Annotated in this window: 15 protein-coding genes; 7 read left to right on the top strand and 8 right to left on the bottom strand. The window is 35.7% G+C overall.

Annotated features, from left to right (window positions below):
- Positions 1–2 precede the first annotated feature (2 nt).
- On the bottom strand, positions 3–512 hold the full coding sequence (locus IPK91_14520) for a Smr/MutS family protein (GenBank protein ID MBK8298461.1): 510 nt from the start codon (positions 510–512) through the stop codon (positions 3–5).
- Between the two features lie 332 nt (positions 513–844).
- On the opposite strand from IPK91_14520, the gene IPK91_14525 reads away from it, so the two are divergent.
- On the top strand, positions 845–2,962 hold the full coding sequence (locus IPK91_14525) for a glycoside hydrolase family 97 protein (protein MBK8298462.1): 2,118 nt from the start codon (positions 845–847) through the stop codon (positions 2,960–2,962).
- 149 nt (positions 2,963–3,111) lie between these two features.
- Here IPK91_14525 and IPK91_14530 read toward each other — a convergent pair whose 3' ends face one another.
- The 4 genes from IPK91_14530 to IPK91_14545 form a co-directional block, all read right to left on the bottom strand.
- Complete coding sequence (locus tag IPK91_14530) at positions 3,112–3,693, bottom strand: hypothetical protein (GenBank protein MBK8298463.1); 582 nt, start codon at positions 3,691–3,693, stop codon at positions 3,112–3,114.
- Between the two features lie 61 nt (positions 3,694–3,754).
- Positions 3,755–4,243 (bottom strand): hypothetical protein, encoded by a 489-nt coding sequence (locus IPK91_14535; GenBank protein MBK8298464.1) that lies wholly within the window; start codon positions 4,241–4,243, stop codon positions 3,755–3,757.
- 9 nt (positions 4,244–4,252) lie between these two features.
- On the bottom strand, positions 4,253–7,012 hold the full coding sequence (gene fdhF, locus IPK91_14540) for a formate dehydrogenase subunit alpha (protein ID MBK8298465.1): 2,760 nt from the start codon (positions 7,010–7,012) through the stop codon (positions 4,253–4,255).
- A gap of 123 nt (positions 7,013–7,135) precedes the next feature.
- Positions 7,136–9,499, bottom strand: a complete 2,364-nt coding sequence (locus IPK91_14545) for an enoyl-CoA hydratase/isomerase family protein (GenBank protein ID MBK8298466.1) — start codon at positions 9,497–9,499, stop codon at positions 7,136–7,138.
- Between the two features lie 111 nt (positions 9,500–9,610).
- Between IPK91_14545 and IPK91_14550 the strand changes: the two genes are divergently transcribed.
- From IPK91_14550 to IPK91_14565, 4 genes are all read left to right on the top strand, one after another.
- On the top strand, positions 9,611–10,597 hold the full coding sequence (locus IPK91_14550; protein MBK8298467.1) for a YitT family protein: 987 nt from the start codon (positions 9,611–9,613) through the stop codon (positions 10,595–10,597).
- Between the two features lie 133 nt (positions 10,598–10,730).
- The gene (locus IPK91_14555; GenBank protein MBK8298468.1) at positions 10,731–11,276 is read left to right on the top strand and encodes a flippase-like domain-containing protein; all 546 of its coding nucleotides are present in this window, start codon (positions 10,731–10,733) and stop codon (positions 11,274–11,276) included.
- Positions 11,243–11,587, top strand: a complete 345-nt coding sequence (locus tag IPK91_14560) for a flippase-like domain-containing protein (protein ID MBK8298469.1) — start codon at positions 11,243–11,245, stop codon at positions 11,585–11,587. The genes IPK91_14555 and IPK91_14560 overlap by 34 nt, the downstream gene beginning before the upstream one ends.
- Positions 11,584–12,531: a GDP-mannose 4,6-dehydratase gene (locus IPK91_14565; protein ID MBK8298470.1), complete on the top strand. Its 948-nt coding sequence runs from the start codon at positions 11,584–11,586 to the stop codon at positions 12,529–12,531. The genes IPK91_14560 and IPK91_14565 overlap by 4 nt, the downstream gene beginning before the upstream one ends.
- Before the next feature lie 280 nt (positions 12,532–12,811).
- On the opposite strand, the gene IPK91_14570 is transcribed toward IPK91_14565, so the two are convergent.
- The 3 genes from IPK91_14570 to radA form a co-directional block, all read right to left on the bottom strand.
- On the bottom strand, positions 12,812–13,744 hold the full coding sequence (locus IPK91_14570) for a glycosyltransferase family 2 protein (GenBank protein MBK8298471.1): 933 nt from the start codon (positions 13,742–13,744) through the stop codon (positions 12,812–12,814).
- Positions 13,741–15,333 (bottom strand): glycosyltransferase family 39 protein, encoded by a 1,593-nt coding sequence (locus tag IPK91_14575; GenBank protein ID MBK8298472.1) that lies wholly within the window; start codon positions 15,331–15,333, stop codon positions 13,741–13,743. Before IPK91_14575 ends, IPK91_14570 begins: the two co-directional genes overlap by 4 nt.
- Before the next feature lie 85 nt (positions 15,334–15,418).
- Positions 15,419–16,798 carry a DNA repair protein RadA gene (gene radA / locus IPK91_14580; GenBank protein ID MBK8298473.1) on the bottom strand — a complete coding sequence of 460 codons (1,380 nt, stop codon included), beginning with the start codon at positions 16,796–16,798 and terminating at the stop codon, positions 15,419–15,421.
- 343 nt (positions 16,799–17,141) lie between these two features.
- Between radA and scpB the strand changes: the two genes are divergently transcribed.
- On the top strand, positions 17,142–17,771 hold the full coding sequence (gene scpB / locus IPK91_14585; protein ID MBK8298474.1) for an SMC-Scp complex subunit ScpB: 630 nt from the start codon (positions 17,142–17,144) through the stop codon (positions 17,769–17,771).
- Positions 17,764–18,285, top strand: coding sequence for a DUF2480 family protein (locus tag IPK91_14590; GenBank protein MBK8298475.1), 522 nt, complete (start codon positions 17,764–17,766; stop codon positions 18,283–18,285). Before scpB ends, IPK91_14590 begins: the two co-directional genes overlap by 8 nt.
- The last annotated feature ends 105 nt before the right edge of the window (positions 18,286–18,390 follow it).

Raw genomic sequence — 18,390 nt, forward strand, 5'->3', positions numbered from 1 at the left:
ACTTATTTTAAAAAAACTTCCAGTCCGCCACCATCCGGAGTATTATGAGAGAATCTGACTTGATCAAAACTTCTGAGCAATTTTTCAACTTCGGCTTTTAGTATTCCCTGACCTTTTCCATGGATAATTTGAATATAACCAACTCTTCTTTGCAAACTAAATTCAATAAATTCTTTACACTTTTGAATTTGGAATTCGAGAATGTTTTCATGTGGCGTACCCTGAAACCGTTCCGGAGCAAGTACATTGTAATGTAAATCAATAACATGGCTGATTGCCTTTTGTTTCTGCAATGGCTGAAATCCTTTCACTGGCTCAGACTCTAAATTTACCAGTTCAATGACGGGTTCAGGTTCCACATACAATTCTAAGTCATCTGCGCTAACCAAAATAATTTCATTGTTATAATTTAAACGTGCTTTTCCCGAAGCATCTTCCCCTACAAATCGTCCAATGAGGTCTTTCGATATCACGCGTAATTGATCACCAATCCAATAGTCTTTTAAACTCATTTAAATCGTTTTATTAGGATAGGTTCAATGGATTGAACCCATATATAAAAATCGTATTATATAAATAGTGTTGCAAGCTGGTGTTTATGTGTCAGCAAACCTAAAAAGACGCTCTAAATTACTAGGAAACTTTTGAAGGATCAAAAACTTAACTAAAATATTCTGCGACTCGGCTTACTCGTTCTGGCAGGTTCCTTGTTGAGCATTTCAGATGCCATTACGAACTAAAATCGGTACCATTTCGCTAAAATTCAGTTTCTCCATATTTTCTTTGAATATCCCTCTTTTATTGCTTCATTGCTTTATTTTTGTGGATTCCAGTTCAATAATACATGAGAAATTTTATATATTTATTATTCAGCTTATTTTTTATAAATCAAGAAGTATTGGCTGATCAGTATTTTAATGTCTTCTCGCCAGATAAAAAGCTTCAATTGAATTTTTACTTATCCCGGGAAGGGATTCCTTATTACTCTTTGAATATGGATAATACAAGCATTTTAAAGAGAGGTCGATTGGGGATTCAAATTGCATCCGGTGATTCTTTTGATGAAGATTTTGAATTGGAACGGATTGATACCATATCAAAGAGCGAGCCATGGAGTCCGATTTGGGGAGAAGAAAAGCACATTGCTTCAGAATACATTCAAATGCTTGTGAGTTTACGTCAAGCTAAATATCAGAATCGACTTTTTCAGATTGAATTTAAATTATTTAATAATGGCTTAGGATTTCGTTATCTTTTTTCTGACAGTACGGTATTAAATAATTTTATTATTTGTGATGAATTGACCAGTTTTCCTTTGAGTGCTGACCACAAAGCATTTTGGATTCCTGGAGATTATGATACCAATGAATTTGTTTATAGTTATACAAAACTCAGTGACATTCATTGTTTAAAGGAGCGAAAGGAAAATGACATTTCATTTAAATCGCCAATCAGCGACAGCACGGTGCAAACGCCATTCACCATGAAAGCAAAGGGATCTTATTTTATAAGCATCCATGAAGCCGGACTCATAAACTACCCTGCGATGAATCTGGATGTTAATCGAAGCGATTTTACTTTGAAGTGTAATTTAGTTCCGGATCCTCATGGAAATAAAGCTTATTTGCACAGTGGGGATCGAAGTCCCTGGCGCGTAGTTTTATTAGCCCGTAAAGCAGGAGAATTATTAACCAACCGGGTTATTATAAATTTAAATGAACCGTCCAAATTGGTTCAAACAGACTATATCAAGCCTGGAAAATTTGTCGGAGTCTGGTGGGAAATGCATGTCGGTAAGAGTAGTTGGTCTTATTCAAATAAAATAAATTGGAACCATGATTCGGATATATTGAATCCATCCGGAAAACATGGTGCAACCAATGAGAATGTAAAACGATATATAGATTTTGCATCTCAAAATAAACTGGATTATGTATTGGTTGAAGGCTGGAATCGCGGCTGGGAAAATTGGTATGGTTCCGGTCTAGAGCATGTGTTTAGTTTTACAAAATCGTATCCCGATTTTGATATGCAACTCATGAGTGATTATGCCAAATCGCGAAATGTAAAATTAATCATGCACCATGAAACTTCAGCAGCAGTTACAGATTATGAATGGCAGCTTGAAAATGCGTTTCAATTAACAAGTCGCTTTAATTACGGAGCAATTAAAACCGGTTATGTAGGTAAAATTATTCCAAGAGGGGAGCACCATGACGGACAATGGATGGTAAACCATTACAATCGGATTGCAGCAAAAGCCGCTTCATATAATTTAATGCTCGACGTTCACGAACCTGTTCGACCAACAGGATTGCATCGAACGTATCCAAATTTAATGGCTTGTGAAGCAGCAAGAGGTAATGAGTTTAATGCATGGAGTCTTGGAAATCCACCGGATCATGAAACCATATTGCCGTTTACAAGATTATTAGGAGGCCCTATGGATTACACACCCGGTATTTTTGAAATTAAAATGAATGTATACGATCCCCAAAAAAACGAACAGGTTCATACCACCTTATGCAAGCAGTTGGCACTTTACGTCACGATGTACAGTCCCTTACAAATGGCAGCGGATTTAATTGAAAATTATGAAAAACGGATGGATGCATTTCAGTTTATTAAAGATGTACCTACAAATTGGGATACAACAATTGTATTGGATGCTGAGCCCGGAGACTTTTTATATATGGCGCGAAAAGAACGGAACCAATCAAATTGGTTTGTAGGTGCCATCACGGATGAAAAACCCAGGGAGTTGTCGATAAATTTTTCTTTTTTACATTCAGATAAAAAATATCAAGCTACTATCTATAGAGATGCTGACAAAGCAGATTGGAAAAACAACCCAATGGAATATAAAATAGAGCAAAGGAAAATAGGTTCAACTGACAAAATGAAAATTAAACTTGCACCTGGTGGAGGTTGTGCAATAAGCCTTATTGAAATTAAAAATTGAGTAATTATGAATAATTAAGATATTTGCAATTATTGTAATTCGTCTTTAAAGTGGAAAGGGATTTTCACGACGAACCAAAAATCCTCAATTCGTCATTCGTCATCTGTAATTCGTAATTGACTTTGTAATCCGTAATTGAATTTATTCTTTCACAAATCGAATGCCTTCAAAAGGTAAAAATAATTTGGAAGGCAATGCAATTCGTCTCCTGCAATTTCCAAATCGATTCCTTTAAAACTCACTTGGATCAAGCTTGGATTTAATTCAACTTCAAAATAAGTATTACTATTTTCAACATCTTTTATTTTAGAAAAAATATCAGGATACAAGTTATGTTGTAAAAAAATACTATCAATTGATGGTTTGTCGATTTCAATTATACCGGAGTCATCACTAAAATATTCAGTTTGTTCTTTTCCAACAAAACAAGCCGCGCGAATGTGTTTCAATAAATAGGGGTTTGGAGCTATTACCTGAATGCGGTAGTTTTTGGATTCTTGAGACTGACTTTTAATATTAAAATCTTTTCCGGCTTCTTTTGTACTCTTTAGAATTATTTTAGTTCCTTCTATTGTATAAGTTCCTTCTGCATTCCGGTCAATTGCACCATAGGCATAATAGAATCGAAAGTGGCCTTCCTTATTAAATTCAAAAGCAGCCGCCATTTCGCGAATTCCCCGAAGGGAGTATACACCAGATAATGTATTTTGAGAAACTAATTTAGAGTTCATGCTAAGCATAATTAATAAATAAAAAAATGATCGCGTTTTCAAAAATTGGTATTTAATTATATTATTTTTTAAAATAAATAGGTATCAAGAGATCGGATTGATATTTGTTGTTGTAAATTTCTAAAGAATCTTCAAAATAAGAAATGGGATTATAGCATGGCCATTGATCAAAAGCTAAAAGTCCATGCTTTTGATACGCTTGTTTGATTGAAATAGATGAAATTCGTTTTCTGATACCTGAACCGGCAACTTGCCATTCCATGTCTAATAATTCTGAACATTTGAATAAGGTATCGCAAATTACAAATTGAGTATCTCTTCCTATGAGGTAAGAAAAGCAATTTCTGTTTTTAATTCTGATCGAATCTTTAAGTAGGGTATAGTTGGTTCCAGCCTTGTAGGTTTTGTAAATTAAGCTATCTAAATCTGAATTTGTAAAATTGATTAGAATCAGTTCGAACCCTGGATTGTTACAATCTTCACGAAAGCAGGAATAATTTAATAAGCTGCAAAAAATAACCCCAAATAATAGGATTTGTATGCGCACCAATAGTGTTCTTTAATTGAGTTGATTTAGATTTCCTTTTCGGATTTTAACACACACTACTTTAAATTCCGGACACTTGGCAATGCTATCGCTCACATCTGAAGTAACTATGTTTACAAACAGTTCCGGAAAATGAAAGGTCGTACTAATGACCCCTTGTTTTACTTCATCTGTTAAATGTGCTTTTATACTTATCTGTCCACGGGCAGATTCAATTATAACAGGATCGTGTTCGGAAATGTCGTAAACTTCAGCATCCTTCGGATGGATTAATACGATGTCTTCATGAATGATTTCAACATTCCCCGTGCGACGGGTCATGGTGCCTGCATTGTAATGTTCTAAAACACGATTTGTAGTCAGTATAAATGGAAAACCATCCATGTTTTCTATAATTTCAGGAGATTCTACATATTCTTTAAATTCAAATTTTCCTTTACCGCGTTTAAATGTATCAATATGTAAAATTTTTGTGTCTGTGCCATCTGGCAAAACAGGCCATTGCTTTCCGTTGTCACCCAATTCATCCCATTTTACTCCTGCAAAAAATGGAACGATCTGACAAATTTCTTCCAGTAATGGTTTAGCTGCATAATCAGCTTGTTTATACCCCATGCGATTCATGAGATCAACAATTATTTGGCCATCAACCTTCGCCTCGCCTATGGGTTTTACAACTTGTTGTACTTTTTGAATTCTGCGTTCTCCGTTTGTAAAGGTTCCTTCTTTTTCTAAAAAAGATGCACCTGGCAAAACAACATGGGCCAGTTTTGCAGTCTCAGTCATAAAGATTTCTTGAACGATTAATAAGTCTAAAGATTTAATTGCCTTTATAACTTTATTTGTATTTGGATCTGATTGAACCAGGTCATCACCCATGATCCAAAGTGCTTTAAACTCTCCTGATAATGCGGCATTATACATTTCCGGAATTTTTAAACCAATTTCGGAAGGAACCGGAGCACCATAAAATTTACTAAAGCGCTCTTGAATATCCGGTTGTGTAACATCAAAATAGCCTGCAGTTTGATACGGTTGAACCCCCATGTCTGCCATGCCCTGAACATTGTTTTGTCCACGCAAAGGATTTACACCACAACCGGGTTTGCCAACATTCCCTGTGATCATTGCCAAATCTGCAATCAACATAACGGTATAGGTTCCTTGATAATGTTCAGTAACACCTAATCCATGAAATGCCATTGCAAGCGGTGCAGTAGCATAAGCAATTGCTGCTGATCGTGCTTGCTCGCGCGGTACACCTGAAACCGCTTCTAATTCATCTATGGGGAGTTTTAAAATATTTTCTTTGAAATCTTCAAAACCTTCGGTTCGGGTATCAATAAAATTTTTATCAACTAAATTTTCCCTTACAATATAATACAACATCATATTTAGGACAGCCACATTGGTCCCTGGGCGTAATTGTAAATGATGTGTGGCATATTTAGCAATTTCAGTGCGTCTCGGATCAATTACAATGGTGGTTTTTCCTTTCATTGCATGTTGTCTCAATTTCGATCCGGTAACCGGATGGCCTTCAGTTGGATTTGCACCTATGATTAAAATGGCTGATGTTAATTTTAAATCTTCAATTGAATTGGTTGCGGCGCCAGTTCCAAACGTGCGTTGCATACCTAAAGCTGTCGGAGAATGACAAACACGGGCACAGCCATCTATATTATTCGTCCCGATAACAGCGCGGATAAATTTCTGCATTAAATAGTTCTCTTCATTTGTGCAGCGAGCAGATGAAACGCCTCCAATAGCATTTGGGCCATATTGTGTTTTAATTTCCGTCAATTTGTTTGCTATGTAATCATAAGCTTCATCCCAACTTACCCGTTCCAGTTCTCCATTTTTACGAATCATAGGAAATTGCAATCGCTCCGGATGATTATAAAACCGAAACGCATAGCGGCCTTTTAAGCAGGTATGACCTCCATTAACTTCTGCATTGTATGGGGCTTGTATGCTTAATATCTTTCCAGATTTCACACTCACTTCCAGATTACAACCAACACCACAATATGTGCAAACTGTTCGCACTTTATCTTGACCTACCAGGGCTTTGGATTGAAATACATCCGATATCGCGGATGTCGGACAAGCTTGTGCACAGGCACCACAGCTCACGCAATCTGAATTCATAAAAGATTGGTCCATGCCTTTTATAATCTGACTATCAAATCCTCGCCCCATCACAGACAAAACCAATTGGCCCTGTACTTCGTCGCAGGCACGTACGCACCGGTAACACATAATACATTTTGAAAGATCAGAAGTCATATAGGGATGGCTGAGATCTTTGGTTCGATCGAGGTGATTTTTTCCTTCAGGATACCGGACTTTCCGGATGCCAACGCGTGCAGCAACATCTTGTAATTCACAATTGCCATTGACCTCACAGGTTAAGCAATCCAAGGGATGATCTGTCAACACCAATTCCAAAATATTTTTACGTAACTTTTGGATAGATTCTGATTCTGTTGTTATAATCATTCCTTCTTCAACCGGAGTATGGCATGCTGCAACGACTCTGGATTGACTTTGTCCCTGTCGGGATACTTCCACACTACAGACTCTGCAGGCTCCAAAAGCTTCAAGATTTGGCGCATCACATAAGGTTGGAATAAATTTGTAGTCAAAATATCTTCTTGTAAAACTTAGAATGGTTTCACCGGGCTGAATTTCAAAGGATTCCCCATTAATACTGGCTGTTTTTGTAAGCGTTTGTTGGAATAGATCGGGAGTCAGAAATTCAGTTTTCATAGCAAAAGCATTTGGTCCGAAAGACAAATTTAATTAAAATAAGCATACTGACTATCAGTTAGTTCTGTTTAAAATTTTAAATCCATACATAAATTGGTTTAAACCAAAATGAGGGTATCTGAATTAATTCCTTAATGGTTTGTTGTTTTCCAACATAAACTGAATTCGTTCCAGGGTTTTTGGTTCAGAACATAAACTCAAAAACGCTTCCCGCTCTAAATCCAGTAGATAGGTTTCGCTTACTTTTTGAGAATAACTTAAATCGCCTCCGCACAGCACGTATCCAATTTTTTGAGCAATTTTAATATCATGATCGCTTGCATATCCTCCAAGTTTCAACGTGTGAGCTGCTGCATAAAGAGCTGCTAATCCCGTCCTGCCTAACACGTGAATATCCTGTCTTTGGGTAGGTTTGATATAATTGGTTGCCAACTTCAATACGTTTTGTTTTGCTAAATGAATTTGTAAGCCATTGTATAAACAAACGGTATCCCTGTTTTTATTTAGATAACCCAAATCATAAGCTTCAAATGCTGATGTCGCAACCGCTGCAGTAGCAAGTGTTCTGAATCGTTGAATCAATTGAGGAATTTGTACATCTGTTTCTTTTAATTCGTCACTAAGTCGAACGGCAAATTCTTTTGTTCCACCACCACCCGGTAAAAGTCCAACCCCCATTTCAACTAAGCCAATGTAAGATTCTGCAGTGCAAACTGATGCGTCGCAATGCATCAACAACTCCACGCCGCCACCAAAAACATACCCTTGTGTTGCAGTAACTACAGGGATGGTTGAATAGCGACATCTCATGGACGTTTGTTGAAATAAACGTACAGCCATATCCAATTGATCAAATTCTTGTTGAAAAGCGAGCATGCCAATCAGCATTAGATTAGCACCGACTGTAAAATTAATTGCATTGTTACCAATAACCAAACCCTTCCATTGTTGATCTTCTGCTATGTGAATGGATTCTTGTAAGCCTTTTAGAATGCCTTCACCAATAGCATTGTATTTGCTTTTAAATTCTGCGCACAGCACGCCATCACCTATATCAATCAAACTTAGTTCGTCATTTTTATAAACACATTTATTGGAACTATAGTAGTTTAATCTTATTTCGTTTTCCTGACCTTTTGGTTTATAATAATTGCAATTTTCAGGATCTAAAACCAAAAGGGTTTCATCCTCATTTTTATAAAATTGCATTTTATTTTCTGAAAGCATTTTTAACACCCAGGGTGCAGGAGTTTGTGAAACTTCTTCAATTAGTTTTATACCAGCTTCTAAACCGATTGCATCCCAGGTTTCAAAAGGTCCCAGCTCCCAACCAAAACCATTTTTCATCGCATCATCAATAGATTCTATCGTCTTTGTGATTTCAGGAATTCGATGGGATGCATAAGCAAATAAAAATCCCAGGGATTTTCGGATCAATTGTGCACCCGCATCTTGAATTTTAAGCAATGCATTCAGACGTTTTGGAAGTGACTCAATTTGTTTTGAAATATTGATGCTTTCAAGCTTGCTTTTTGGATCCAAACGATAGTCCAGATTTATTAAATCTAAACTTAAAAATTTTACTTTTCCTTTTTCGTCTTTATCATCAGATTTTAAATAAAAACCTTTTCCGGATTTATTACCAAACCATTTATGCTCCACCAGAAAATTAATAAAATCAGGCACACATATGTTTTGAATGATGATATCATTCGGACAATTCTTTTTTAAACCATTAATAACAAAAACAGCCGTATCCAAACCAACTAAATCCGTTAACCGAAATGTCCCTGATTTAGGTCTTCCAATTGCAACACCGGTCAATTTATCAACATCTGAAATGCTAAGATTTAATTCTTCGGCCAATTCAAACATTTTGGCCATACTGACGACACCAATTCGATTGGCAATAAATGCAGGGGTATCATTGCATAAAACTGTTTTTTTACCTAAGTATGTTTTTCCAAAATCAAGTAAAAAATCAATTACCTCCTTTTTAGTAAATTGAGTTGGAATAATTTCAAGCAGTTTCAAGTATCTGGGTGGATTAAAAAAATGGGTACCTATAAAATGCTGTTTAAAATCATCAGAACGATCTTCCAATAACATATGGATCGGAATTCCCGATGTATTTGTACTAACTAAACTTCCTGGAATCCGATGTTCTTCTATTTTTGAATATAATTGCTTTTTGATTTCAATATTTTCAACAACCGCTTCTATAATCCAATCGCATGTTTTTAGTTTATTTAGGTCGTTATTAAAATTCCCAATTTGGATTCGTTTGATAAATTGTTTATCATAGATAGGTGTTGGTTTAGAGGTCAGACATTTATCAAGTGCTTTTTGAGTTAGTTCATTTTGATTTTGTCCTTGACTTGCTAAATCTAAAAGCAGGACATCAAAACCACATCCTGCCAGATGAGAAGCGATTCCTGAACCCATTAATCCTGAACCCAAAACAGCTATTTTGTTTATTCTGAACATTCGTTTGTTATTTTTACAATTTTAAGGATAATTTGAAACTAAAACAATATTATATTAAATTCTATTCTGTTAAAGGGCAGAAATTTTGATTTTTTTGAATATATTAGCAATATGAAAAGAATTTGGAAACATTTGGTAAGAAAATATAATATATTGGGTATTGAGAAGGCCGAAAGTGATTCATCTGCACGAGCACGCTACGAACTTGCAAAGTATTTGATTGAATTACGTATCACAACAATTAGCTATTTCAGAGATTTTTGCTTGATATTATTAGGGATATTTTCTGCTGCTTTTGGGGTGAAAGGATTTTTATTGACCAATAAATTAATTGATGGCGGAGCAACCGGAATTTCCTTGTTGACAAATGCAGTGACCGGGATTCCACTTTGGATCATGTTAATCTGTATCAATATCCCATTTATCGTACTTGGTTCAAAGATTGTAGGTCGAGAGTTTGCTATCAAAACCGCTATGGCAATTTCTGTTTTTGCTTTAGTAATTGCAACCGTTGAGTTTCCAAATGTTACAGATGATAATTTATTGGTAGCAATTTTCGGTGGATTTTTTCTAGGTGCAGGTATTGGACTTTCAGTTAGAGGTGGGGCTGTCATAGATGGAACAGAAGTATTGGCAATATATTTAAGTAGAAAATTTGGCACCACCATTGGAGATATTATTGGTGTTATTAATATCATTATTTTTTCTGTAGCTGCGTATTTCTTGTCTATGGAAATTGCGCTGTATTCTATGATTACATACTTATCTGCTTCTAAAACGCTTGATTTTGTAGTTGAGGGAATTGAAGAGTATATGGGGGTTACCATTGTTTCATCACATAGTGAAGACATTGCAAAAATGATTATAACAGACATGGAGCGAGGCGTAACCGTTTATAGTGGTAAAAGAGGTTACGGAAAGACTGGTGAAACAAAGGAAACCAATATTATTTATTCAGTTATTACCCGTCTTGAACTAAATAAATTAAATACAGAAATTAAAAAAATTGATCCCAATGCATTTGTAGTAATCAACAGTGTTAAAGATACACACGGTGGAATGATTAAAAAACGACGCCTAAAACATGAAGAAATTTGATTGATTGAGAAGAATCATGCGCTTAATGGATTCAATTAGAATGATTAACTTTGACTTTGAATTATTTTAAATCGAGCTTCTCAGATTTTATTCATAGCAAAATAGGATGTTGTCACAAATCCAATCTTACAAAATGCCTTCAGTTTTAAAGTTGGCTTTTAAAATTCTAATTTCTATACTGATTATCTATATAATTAGTAAGAATGTGAATATCAGCAACATGCTTGAATTCGTTGTAAAGTCTAATGGTTTATTAATTGGATCTGCGACGGTCTTGTTTATTGCATCCAAAATAGTTTCAGCAGTGCGATATCAACTATTTTTACAAGGGGAAGCTGTAAATGTACGTTTCAGTGAAAACCTGAAGTTATATTACCTTGGAATGTACTATAATTTATTACTGCCAGGCGGAATCAGTGGAGATGGTTATAAAATTAAAGTACTCATGCAGAATTTTAATAAGGATTTAAAGCTTTTAGTTAAGCTTACACTTATGGATCGTTTTTCGGGAGTATGGGCATTAATGCAAATTTCACTTGGACTGTTACTTTTGTTAAAACCATTAGCGAGTTATTTCTGGCTAATTGGTTTGCTATTAATAGCAAGCTTTGGAATTCCTTGGGCATTAAACCGAATTTTAAATGGATGGACTCAAGATCTTATGGAAGGATCCATTTAATTTCTTTAGGAGTTCAACTATTGCAAACTGGGAGTGCAATCTGTTTAATTATTGCACTGGGGCAAAAGTTGCATTGGATTCCATATAGTTTTCTTTTCTTGATTTCTTCCCTTGCTGCTATGTTACCTATTACATTTGGTGGGGCAGGAGCCAGAGAAGTCACATTTTTATATGGCACACAATACCTTCAAACTGAAGCTGAAAGTGGGGTGGCTATTGCTTTTTTATTTTATTTAATCTCCACCATAGTATCCTTTTTCGGAATTATTTATAGTTTTAAGCCTATCAAATTTAGTAATAAAGAAAAATGAACATCCTTGTTACCGGAGCCATCGGATTTATTGGATCGCATTTATGTGAACAACTGCTCAAGCAATCTCATAAGGTCATAGGCCTGGATAACATGGATCCTTATTATGAAGTGCAAAAGAAGCAAGAGAATTTAAATCTTTTGGAGTCTTTGAATGGATTTAAATTTATTTATGGAGATATCAGAAATTCTTTTTTAATAAATGAAATCCTTGCTGCGAATCAAATTCAATTAGTAATCCATTTGGCTGCGAAAGCAGGGGTGCGTCCTTCCATTTCAAATGCCTCTGATTATATGGATGTTAATTTAAATGGATTGGTGAATTTATTAGAGGCTTGCAGGAATTGCAAAATTAAGCGGTTTATATTTATATCTTCATCTTCTGTTTATGGGAACCAACAAAAGCTTCCATTTTCTGAAACCGATGACGTGAGTTTTCCAATTTCACCCTATGCTGCTACTAAAAAAAGCGGTGAGTTGCTTTGTTATACCTATCATCATTTGTACAAGATTGAAACAGCTTGTTTGCGATTATTTACAGTGTATGGTCCACGTCAACGACCGGATCTTGCGATTCATAAGTTTACTCAATTGGCAATCGAACAACAGCCAATCGAATTATACGGAGATGGCTCCAGCATAAGAGATTATACCTTTGTTTCTGATATCGTCGATGGAATCTGCGGGATTGCTTTTCACCCGGAGCTCAACTACGAGATATTCAACTTAGGAAATGGAAAACCTGTAAAGTTGATTGAAATGGTCGAAGAATTACAAAATGCACTTCAAACCAAAATTGAAATTAAATTTATTGAAAAACAAGCTGGGGATGTTGATCAAACACACGCTGACATAGCAAAAGCAAATGCTTATTTCGGATACCAACCCAAAGTTAGTTTTAAACAGGGTGTAGCTGAATTTGTGAATTGGTTTAAAAAAAGGTAGAAATATATATGCTGCAAATTGAGTTCAAAAAGAAATCCTTACTTACAAACAATTAAAATCAATAGGATCTGTTAACTAACAACTAGCAACAAATTTTTTTCACGCAAAGCCGTAAAGAAGCAAAGAAGCAAAGAAGCAAAGAAGCAAAGACGAACTACCAACTATCAACTATCAACTAACCTTTAGCCTCTAGCCTCTAGCCTTTAGCCTTTAGCCTCTAGCCTCTAGCCTCTAGCCTCTAGCCTTTAGCCTCTATCTAGCCACTCCACACACATTAAGCCTACTCAAAGAAATTTCTTACCCTGTATATTTTCTTTCCTTGGGATTCATAATATGTCCGTACCTGCATTTCAGCTAAAATTCCTAAAACAATGAGTTGAAATCCAGCCATGAGCAGGATGGTTCCTAGAATTATAATTGGCCTGCCCCAGATATCATGACCAACTATTTTTTGGAATAATAAATAAGCCATAATCAAGGCACCGGATCCACTGAGTAATACTCCCCAACCGCCAAACAGGTGCATGGGTTTGTTGCGAAATTTTTTTAAATAAAGGATTAACAAAAGATCACTAAACACGCGCATCGTGCGGTTAATTCCATACTTCGATTTGCCAAAACTTCGAGCATGATGTTTGACAGGCGTTTCATCCATTCGGGCGCCTTCAAGATCGGCAAGGATGGGAATAAATCGATGCAATTCACCATAGATCCCAAGACTTTTGGCTAAATCTGATTTCATAACTTTTAAAGTACAACCATAATCATGCAAATGAACTCCAGAGGCATTTCGAATCATCCAATTTGCAATTTTACTAGGTATCTTTCGAAGTATAAATCCATCTTGTCGTTTTTGGCGTATTCCTGCCAAAAGATCCAGCGATTCTGCTTCAGCTAATTTTAACATTCGGGGAATATCATCTGGATCATTTTGTAAATCCCCATCCATCGTTACAATCCATTCGGCTTGTGCATATTCAATTCCGGCAGCGAGTACAGCACTTTGTCCATAATTTCTTCTGAATTCAACAATTTTAATGTTTGGATTCTTATGATTTTTTAAATTGACTAAGGTATTATCTGTCGACCCGTCATCTACAAATACCATTTCATGGTCAATGCCTTTTAATGCAATTGTTAAACGTTCTATTAAAGGAATTATATTTTCTGCTTCGTTGTAAACACAAATGACAATACTTAATTTTCTATTCATCGATTATTCGTTTTCATTAGATAGATAATTTGCTTTTTTTCTAAAATTAATGAGTCAACCAGAGTTCCTGGAAAACCAGGATACAGCTTAAGATCTACCAAATATAAGGCTTCAGGTTTGTTGGTAAGGTAAGATTTTCGGATAATCTGATTGCTAAAAACAGAAGTATAAAATCGAGCAACCTGATGTGTCTGGGTTTGGCCATAAATCAACAATTGTTTATTTGGAAATAATGCTGCGATTCTTTTGCAATCTTCTTTGCATGCGTTTTCAGTAGAACTTTTTTCGCGAATGGGTAAAACAATGCCATTGAAAATAATTCTAAAGCAGAGCAATGAAATACAGGTCCATAATAGTATTTGAGAATTGGATTTGAATCCGGAATAAAGGAAGAACGTCATTGCAAACACGCCAACAATCCACAATAACCACCAATAAGAAATCGTGCGGCTCTGACCAATAATTGGAAAAAAAAGTATACAAACAGCGACTAAACAAATTGTAAATAAAAAGATCCATTTAAAAATTCTTGCTTGCTTTTGATGAATCGATTCCCATTGTAGCAAGCAATACACTCCACATAAATTAAATAGTGGAATAAACATTAATAAATAACGTGGATAAACTTGCACCGAAAACCAATATACTGGAAGATTGGCTACAAGCATCCAAAAATTGAATCTGATAAATTCATGTGAATGAATCCATTGCCAAAATTTTTTATGAAAGACAACAACTATTAAAAGTGACCAGGGTAAAAAATGATAAATTTGTTCAAATGGAAATGTAATTACGTGCAACAAGGTTTTACCAATTCCATGGTGTGTCCCGGTTCGTTGCATGGATTGATCAAGTAATACTGAAAACACTTTTGACAACGGCACTTTTGATGCATAGAGCACATAATATAAAACTGCGGGCATTAAACCAAGGAGTGCACCTGTAAAATGTGGGATCTTAAAAAATTGTTGCTTAAATTGTCTAAATAAAATTAAACAACTTGTAATTGAAATTGCCTGAAATACAAGAGCTGGCAAACCTTTTAGCATAAAGGCTACTCCACATAAAAAATAAGATCCAATAAATAAATAAAACCAATTGCCCTTTTTTCCCAAAAAATAAAGGAGCATGAAATTTAAATAAATGATCCAACAAAAGCAAATATCGATGAGACCTACCATGCTATCCCAAAATAAAATGCGGCCGCTGGTCAATAACATCAATGTAACAGTTGCTGCGATTGCCTGATCAAAGACTTTTCTGGTAAAAAAGTAAATGGAATAAGCAAATAAGGCCAAAAAACTCAAACTAACCAAACGCGTAGGCCATTCACCATAATATCCAAATGCTTCTGAAATAAAATAAATAAACCAATTGTAAAGGGGTGGTTTATTAAAATAGGCTTCTCCATTAAGCGTGGGAACAATGAAATTACCTGACAGTTTCATTTCAAAAGCGACCAACGAACGAATGGCCTCGTCTCCAATAAATGCAACCGAACCAAGATTCCATAAAAAAGCAGGAACGGACAATGCGATGCCAAGCCAAAGGATCTGTGTTGTGGTAATTGATTTGATAATTGAATTCATGTTGAGCGCTTTCAAAATGAAAACTAAAGCGCAAAACTAATTAATTCAAGAGCTTTTAGGATTTTAAGCAAATGAAACTGTTGGACTACTTTGAAAATACCTTTTCATAAAGCTCATTCAAGGTTGCCAAGGGTACTATTTTAATTTTATATTTTTCGGGATCCCAACCTTTTAAATTATATTTTGAAATACAAATGGCTTTAAATCCAAGTCGCATTGCTTCTTGCACTCGTTGTTCAATTTTAGAAACTGCTCGGATTTCACCGGATAATCCAATTTCACCGGCAAAGCAAATCTGTCTGTGTAAAGCATTGTCTTCGAGGGAAGAAATAAGAGCAGCCACCACCGCAAGATCCAATGCAGGATCATTGATTCGAATTCCTCCTGCCAAATTTAAAAAGACATCCTGCTGTCCGAAGAAAAAACCACAACGCTTTTCTAAGACAGCCAATAATAAAGACATTCTTTTAGAGTCAAAGCCGTTTGCAACGCGTTGTGGTGTAGAATATACTGCCGAGCCAACCAATGCCTGAGCTTCTATTAAGAGGGGACGCTGTCCTTCCATGGTAGCAGCAATTGCAGAACCACTTAATTTTTCTTCATGTTGTGATAAAAGCAATTCGGATGGGTTGGTAATCGGACGCATTCCGGTAGATTGCATTTCATATAAACTCATTTCATCCGTAGAGCCAAATCGATTTTTTAAGGTTCGGAGCATCCGGTAAGCATACAATCGGTCCCCTTCAAATTGAAGCACCGTATCAACCATATGTTCAAGTAATTTTGGTCCGGCAATGTCTCCTTCCTTATTGATATGTCCAATTAAAAAGACCGGTACCCCATGTTCTTTTGCATACCGAATGATTTGATGACTGCATTCTCGGATTTGCGATATGCTTCCTGGTGCAGATTCCAATTCATCGGTTATCAATGTTTGAACTGAATCGATTACAATTAAACCGGGTTTAAGTCTGGCAGCTTCTGCAAGAATGAAAAGGATTCTGGACTCAGCATATAAATAGCAATTCTTTTGTCCTCTTTGGAGTCTTTCAGCACGCAGTTTAATTTGTTGTTCGCTTTCTTCGCCGGAAACATACAGCACCTTGTCAACGACAGCTGATAAGGCCATTTGCAAGAGGAGGGTCGATTTACCAATACCAGGCTGTCCGGCCAACAAGGTAACTGATCCTCTCACCAAACCGCCACCCAAGGCACGGTCTAACTCTGGGTCTCCAGTTCGGATTCGATCTATATGTTCAATTTGAACATCCTCAAGGATGGATGATTGTGGTTTGGAGGACCCTGCCGCAAGATCTTTCCATGCATTTTTTATAGAGGGTTCATCTCGTGCGATGACCTCTTCTACGTAACTGTTCCATTCATTGCAGGAGGTGCATCTTCCCATCCATTTCGGACTGTTTGCCCCGCAATTAGAACAGATGTAAATAGTTTTTAATTTGCTCATTTTCGTGTTATTGAAGACAAGATAATGATTCCAAAGTGATGTGTAAATGAGATTTATTGAACGCCGAACTGAATTTACAAAAAATTAATATCAAATTAAAATATAATATGTAACTAATTGAAAAATAAATGTATAAACATTAAATTATAATTTAATATAATTTAATTCAGCTTTTAGGAAAAATAAATTTATTAAATCAAGCGAACACCCATCAACGTCAGGCGTGGATTTTTGATTTTATCTATCCCTATTTCAACCAACTTTTAATCAATTTACTTGTTATTCCTTTCCTATTGGTTTGCGAGAACTAGTTTGCTGCCAAATATTCGCCTAATTTTGCATTATGAATTCAAATCCATACCTGCCGGCCGTTGAGAGTTTACTATTTGTTTCACCTCAACCCATTACTAAAGCGGACCTAAAATATTGTATTGAAAACAGTCTTTCAGTAAGTTTGGATCCTGAAATTATTGAACAAGCAATTGATCAAATTACCAATCGCTATTTGAGCGATGATTTTGGAATCGAATTGAAAGAAATTGCTGGTGGGTATCAGTTTTTATCAAAACCTGCACATTTTCAAGTGGTCGCTGAGCATATAAAAATGACCAATCGGAAAAAATTGTCAAAAGCAGCTATGGAATCTTTGGCAATTGTTGCCTACAAACAGCCGATTTCCAAATCTGAAATTGAGCAGATTCGCGGTGTAAATTCAGATCATTCAGTTCAGAAATTGATGGAAAAAGAATTAATCGAAATTGTTGGCAGATCAGAAGGCCCTGGAAAGCCATTTTTATTAGGAACCTCCCAACGGTTTATGGAATATTTTGGATTAAAAAGTCTTACAGATTTACCTAAATTAAAAGATTTTACACTGGCTGATCAAGAAATTGGTGAACCTGCACCCATTGAAGAACTCAGTACTTTGGATTTATCAGCGCTTTCAACGAGTTCCGAATCTAGTCATGAATAACAATGAATTGTTAGTAAATCGGGTAAACCAAAGTAGTTTAGTCACACTTAAACTGGAAGACTTGTATCCTGAATCTGAAATTTTTGAATTTGATTTAAAAGACTATCTTTTTCATGGATTAATCCTTAAAGAATTAGACTTTAGAAAAGCCCTGAAAGAGCATAACTGGGAAGCTTATAAAAATGGATATCTAGCTGTTTTTTGTTCGACGGATGCTATCATTCCAACCTGGGCCTATATGCTGGTTGCCAGTCATGCCGGTGGATTTGCAACAGATGTTGTTTTTGGTACTAAATCTGAATTTTTACGCAATTATTTTCATCAAAAAATTAAGCAAATAAATCCTGAAGAATATCGGGATGCAAAATTGGTTATCAAAGGATGTAGTGAAAAAGAAGTTCCTGCTTCAGCTTATTTAGATATTACCCAACATTTAAAAAACGTCGCTTCCAGCATCATGTTTGGAGAAGCTTGTTCTACAGTCCCGGTTTATAAAAGGAAATTGGGAACGTAATTTTCCAATTCTACAATGCTGCAATTATCCAATTAAATGATGTAATTATTTTGTCTTACAATTATTTGGGATTAACACAACACTCTCATCATTTATACAACGATT

Source organism: Saprospiraceae bacterium (assembly GCA_016712145.1).
Lineage (GTDB): Bacteria > Bacteroidota > Bacteroidia > Chitinophagales > Saprospiraceae > Vicinibacter.

Excerpts from the sequence above, each read along its gene's own strand:
- IPK91_14520 (MBK8298461.1), bottom strand. The coding sequence starts at position 512 with ATGAGTTTAAAAGACTATTGGATTGGTGATCAATTACGCGTGATATCG.
- IPK91_14525 (MBK8298462.1), top strand. The coding sequence starts at position 845 with ATGAGAAATTTTATATATTTATTATTCAGCTTATTTTTTATAAATCAA.
- IPK91_14530 (MBK8298463.1), bottom strand. The coding sequence starts at position 3,693 with ATGAACTCTAAATTAGTTTCTCAAAATACATTATCTGGTGTATACTCC.
- fdhF (MBK8298465.1), bottom strand. The coding sequence starts at position 7,012 with ATGAAAACTGAATTTCTGACTCCCGATCTATTCCAACAAACGCTTACA.
- IPK91_14545 (MBK8298466.1), bottom strand. The coding sequence starts at position 9,499 with ATGTTCAGAATAAACAAAATAGCTGTTTTGGGTTCAGGATTAATGGGT.
- IPK91_14550 (MBK8298467.1), top strand. The coding sequence starts at position 9,611 with ATGAAAAGAATTTGGAAACATTTGGTAAGAAAATATAATATATTGGGT.
- IPK91_14555 (MBK8298468.1), top strand. The coding sequence starts at position 10,731 with ATGCCTTCAGTTTTAAAGTTGGCTTTTAAAATTCTAATTTCTATACTG.
- IPK91_14560 (MBK8298469.1), top strand. The coding sequence starts at position 11,243 with ATGGACTCAAGATCTTATGGAAGGATCCATTTAATTTCTTTAGGAGTT.
- IPK91_14565 (MBK8298470.1), top strand. The coding sequence starts at position 11,584 with ATGAACATCCTTGTTACCGGAGCCATCGGATTTATTGGATCGCATTTA.
- IPK91_14570 (MBK8298471.1), bottom strand. The coding sequence starts at position 13,744 with ATGAATAGAAAATTAAGTATTGTCATTTGTGTTTACAACGAAGCAGAA.
- IPK91_14575 (MBK8298472.1), bottom strand. The coding sequence starts at position 15,333 with ATGAATTCAATTATCAAATCAATTACCACAACACAGATCCTTTGGCTT.
- radA (MBK8298473.1), bottom strand. The coding sequence starts at position 16,798 with ATGAGCAAATTAAAAACTATTTACATCTGTTCTAATTGCGGGGCAAAC.
- scpB (MBK8298474.1), top strand. The coding sequence starts at position 17,142 with ATGAATTCAAATCCATACCTGCCGGCCGTTGAGAGTTTACTATTTGTT.
- IPK91_14590 (MBK8298475.1), top strand. The coding sequence starts at position 17,764 with ATGAATAACAATGAATTGTTAGTAAATCGGGTAAACCAAAGTAGTTTA.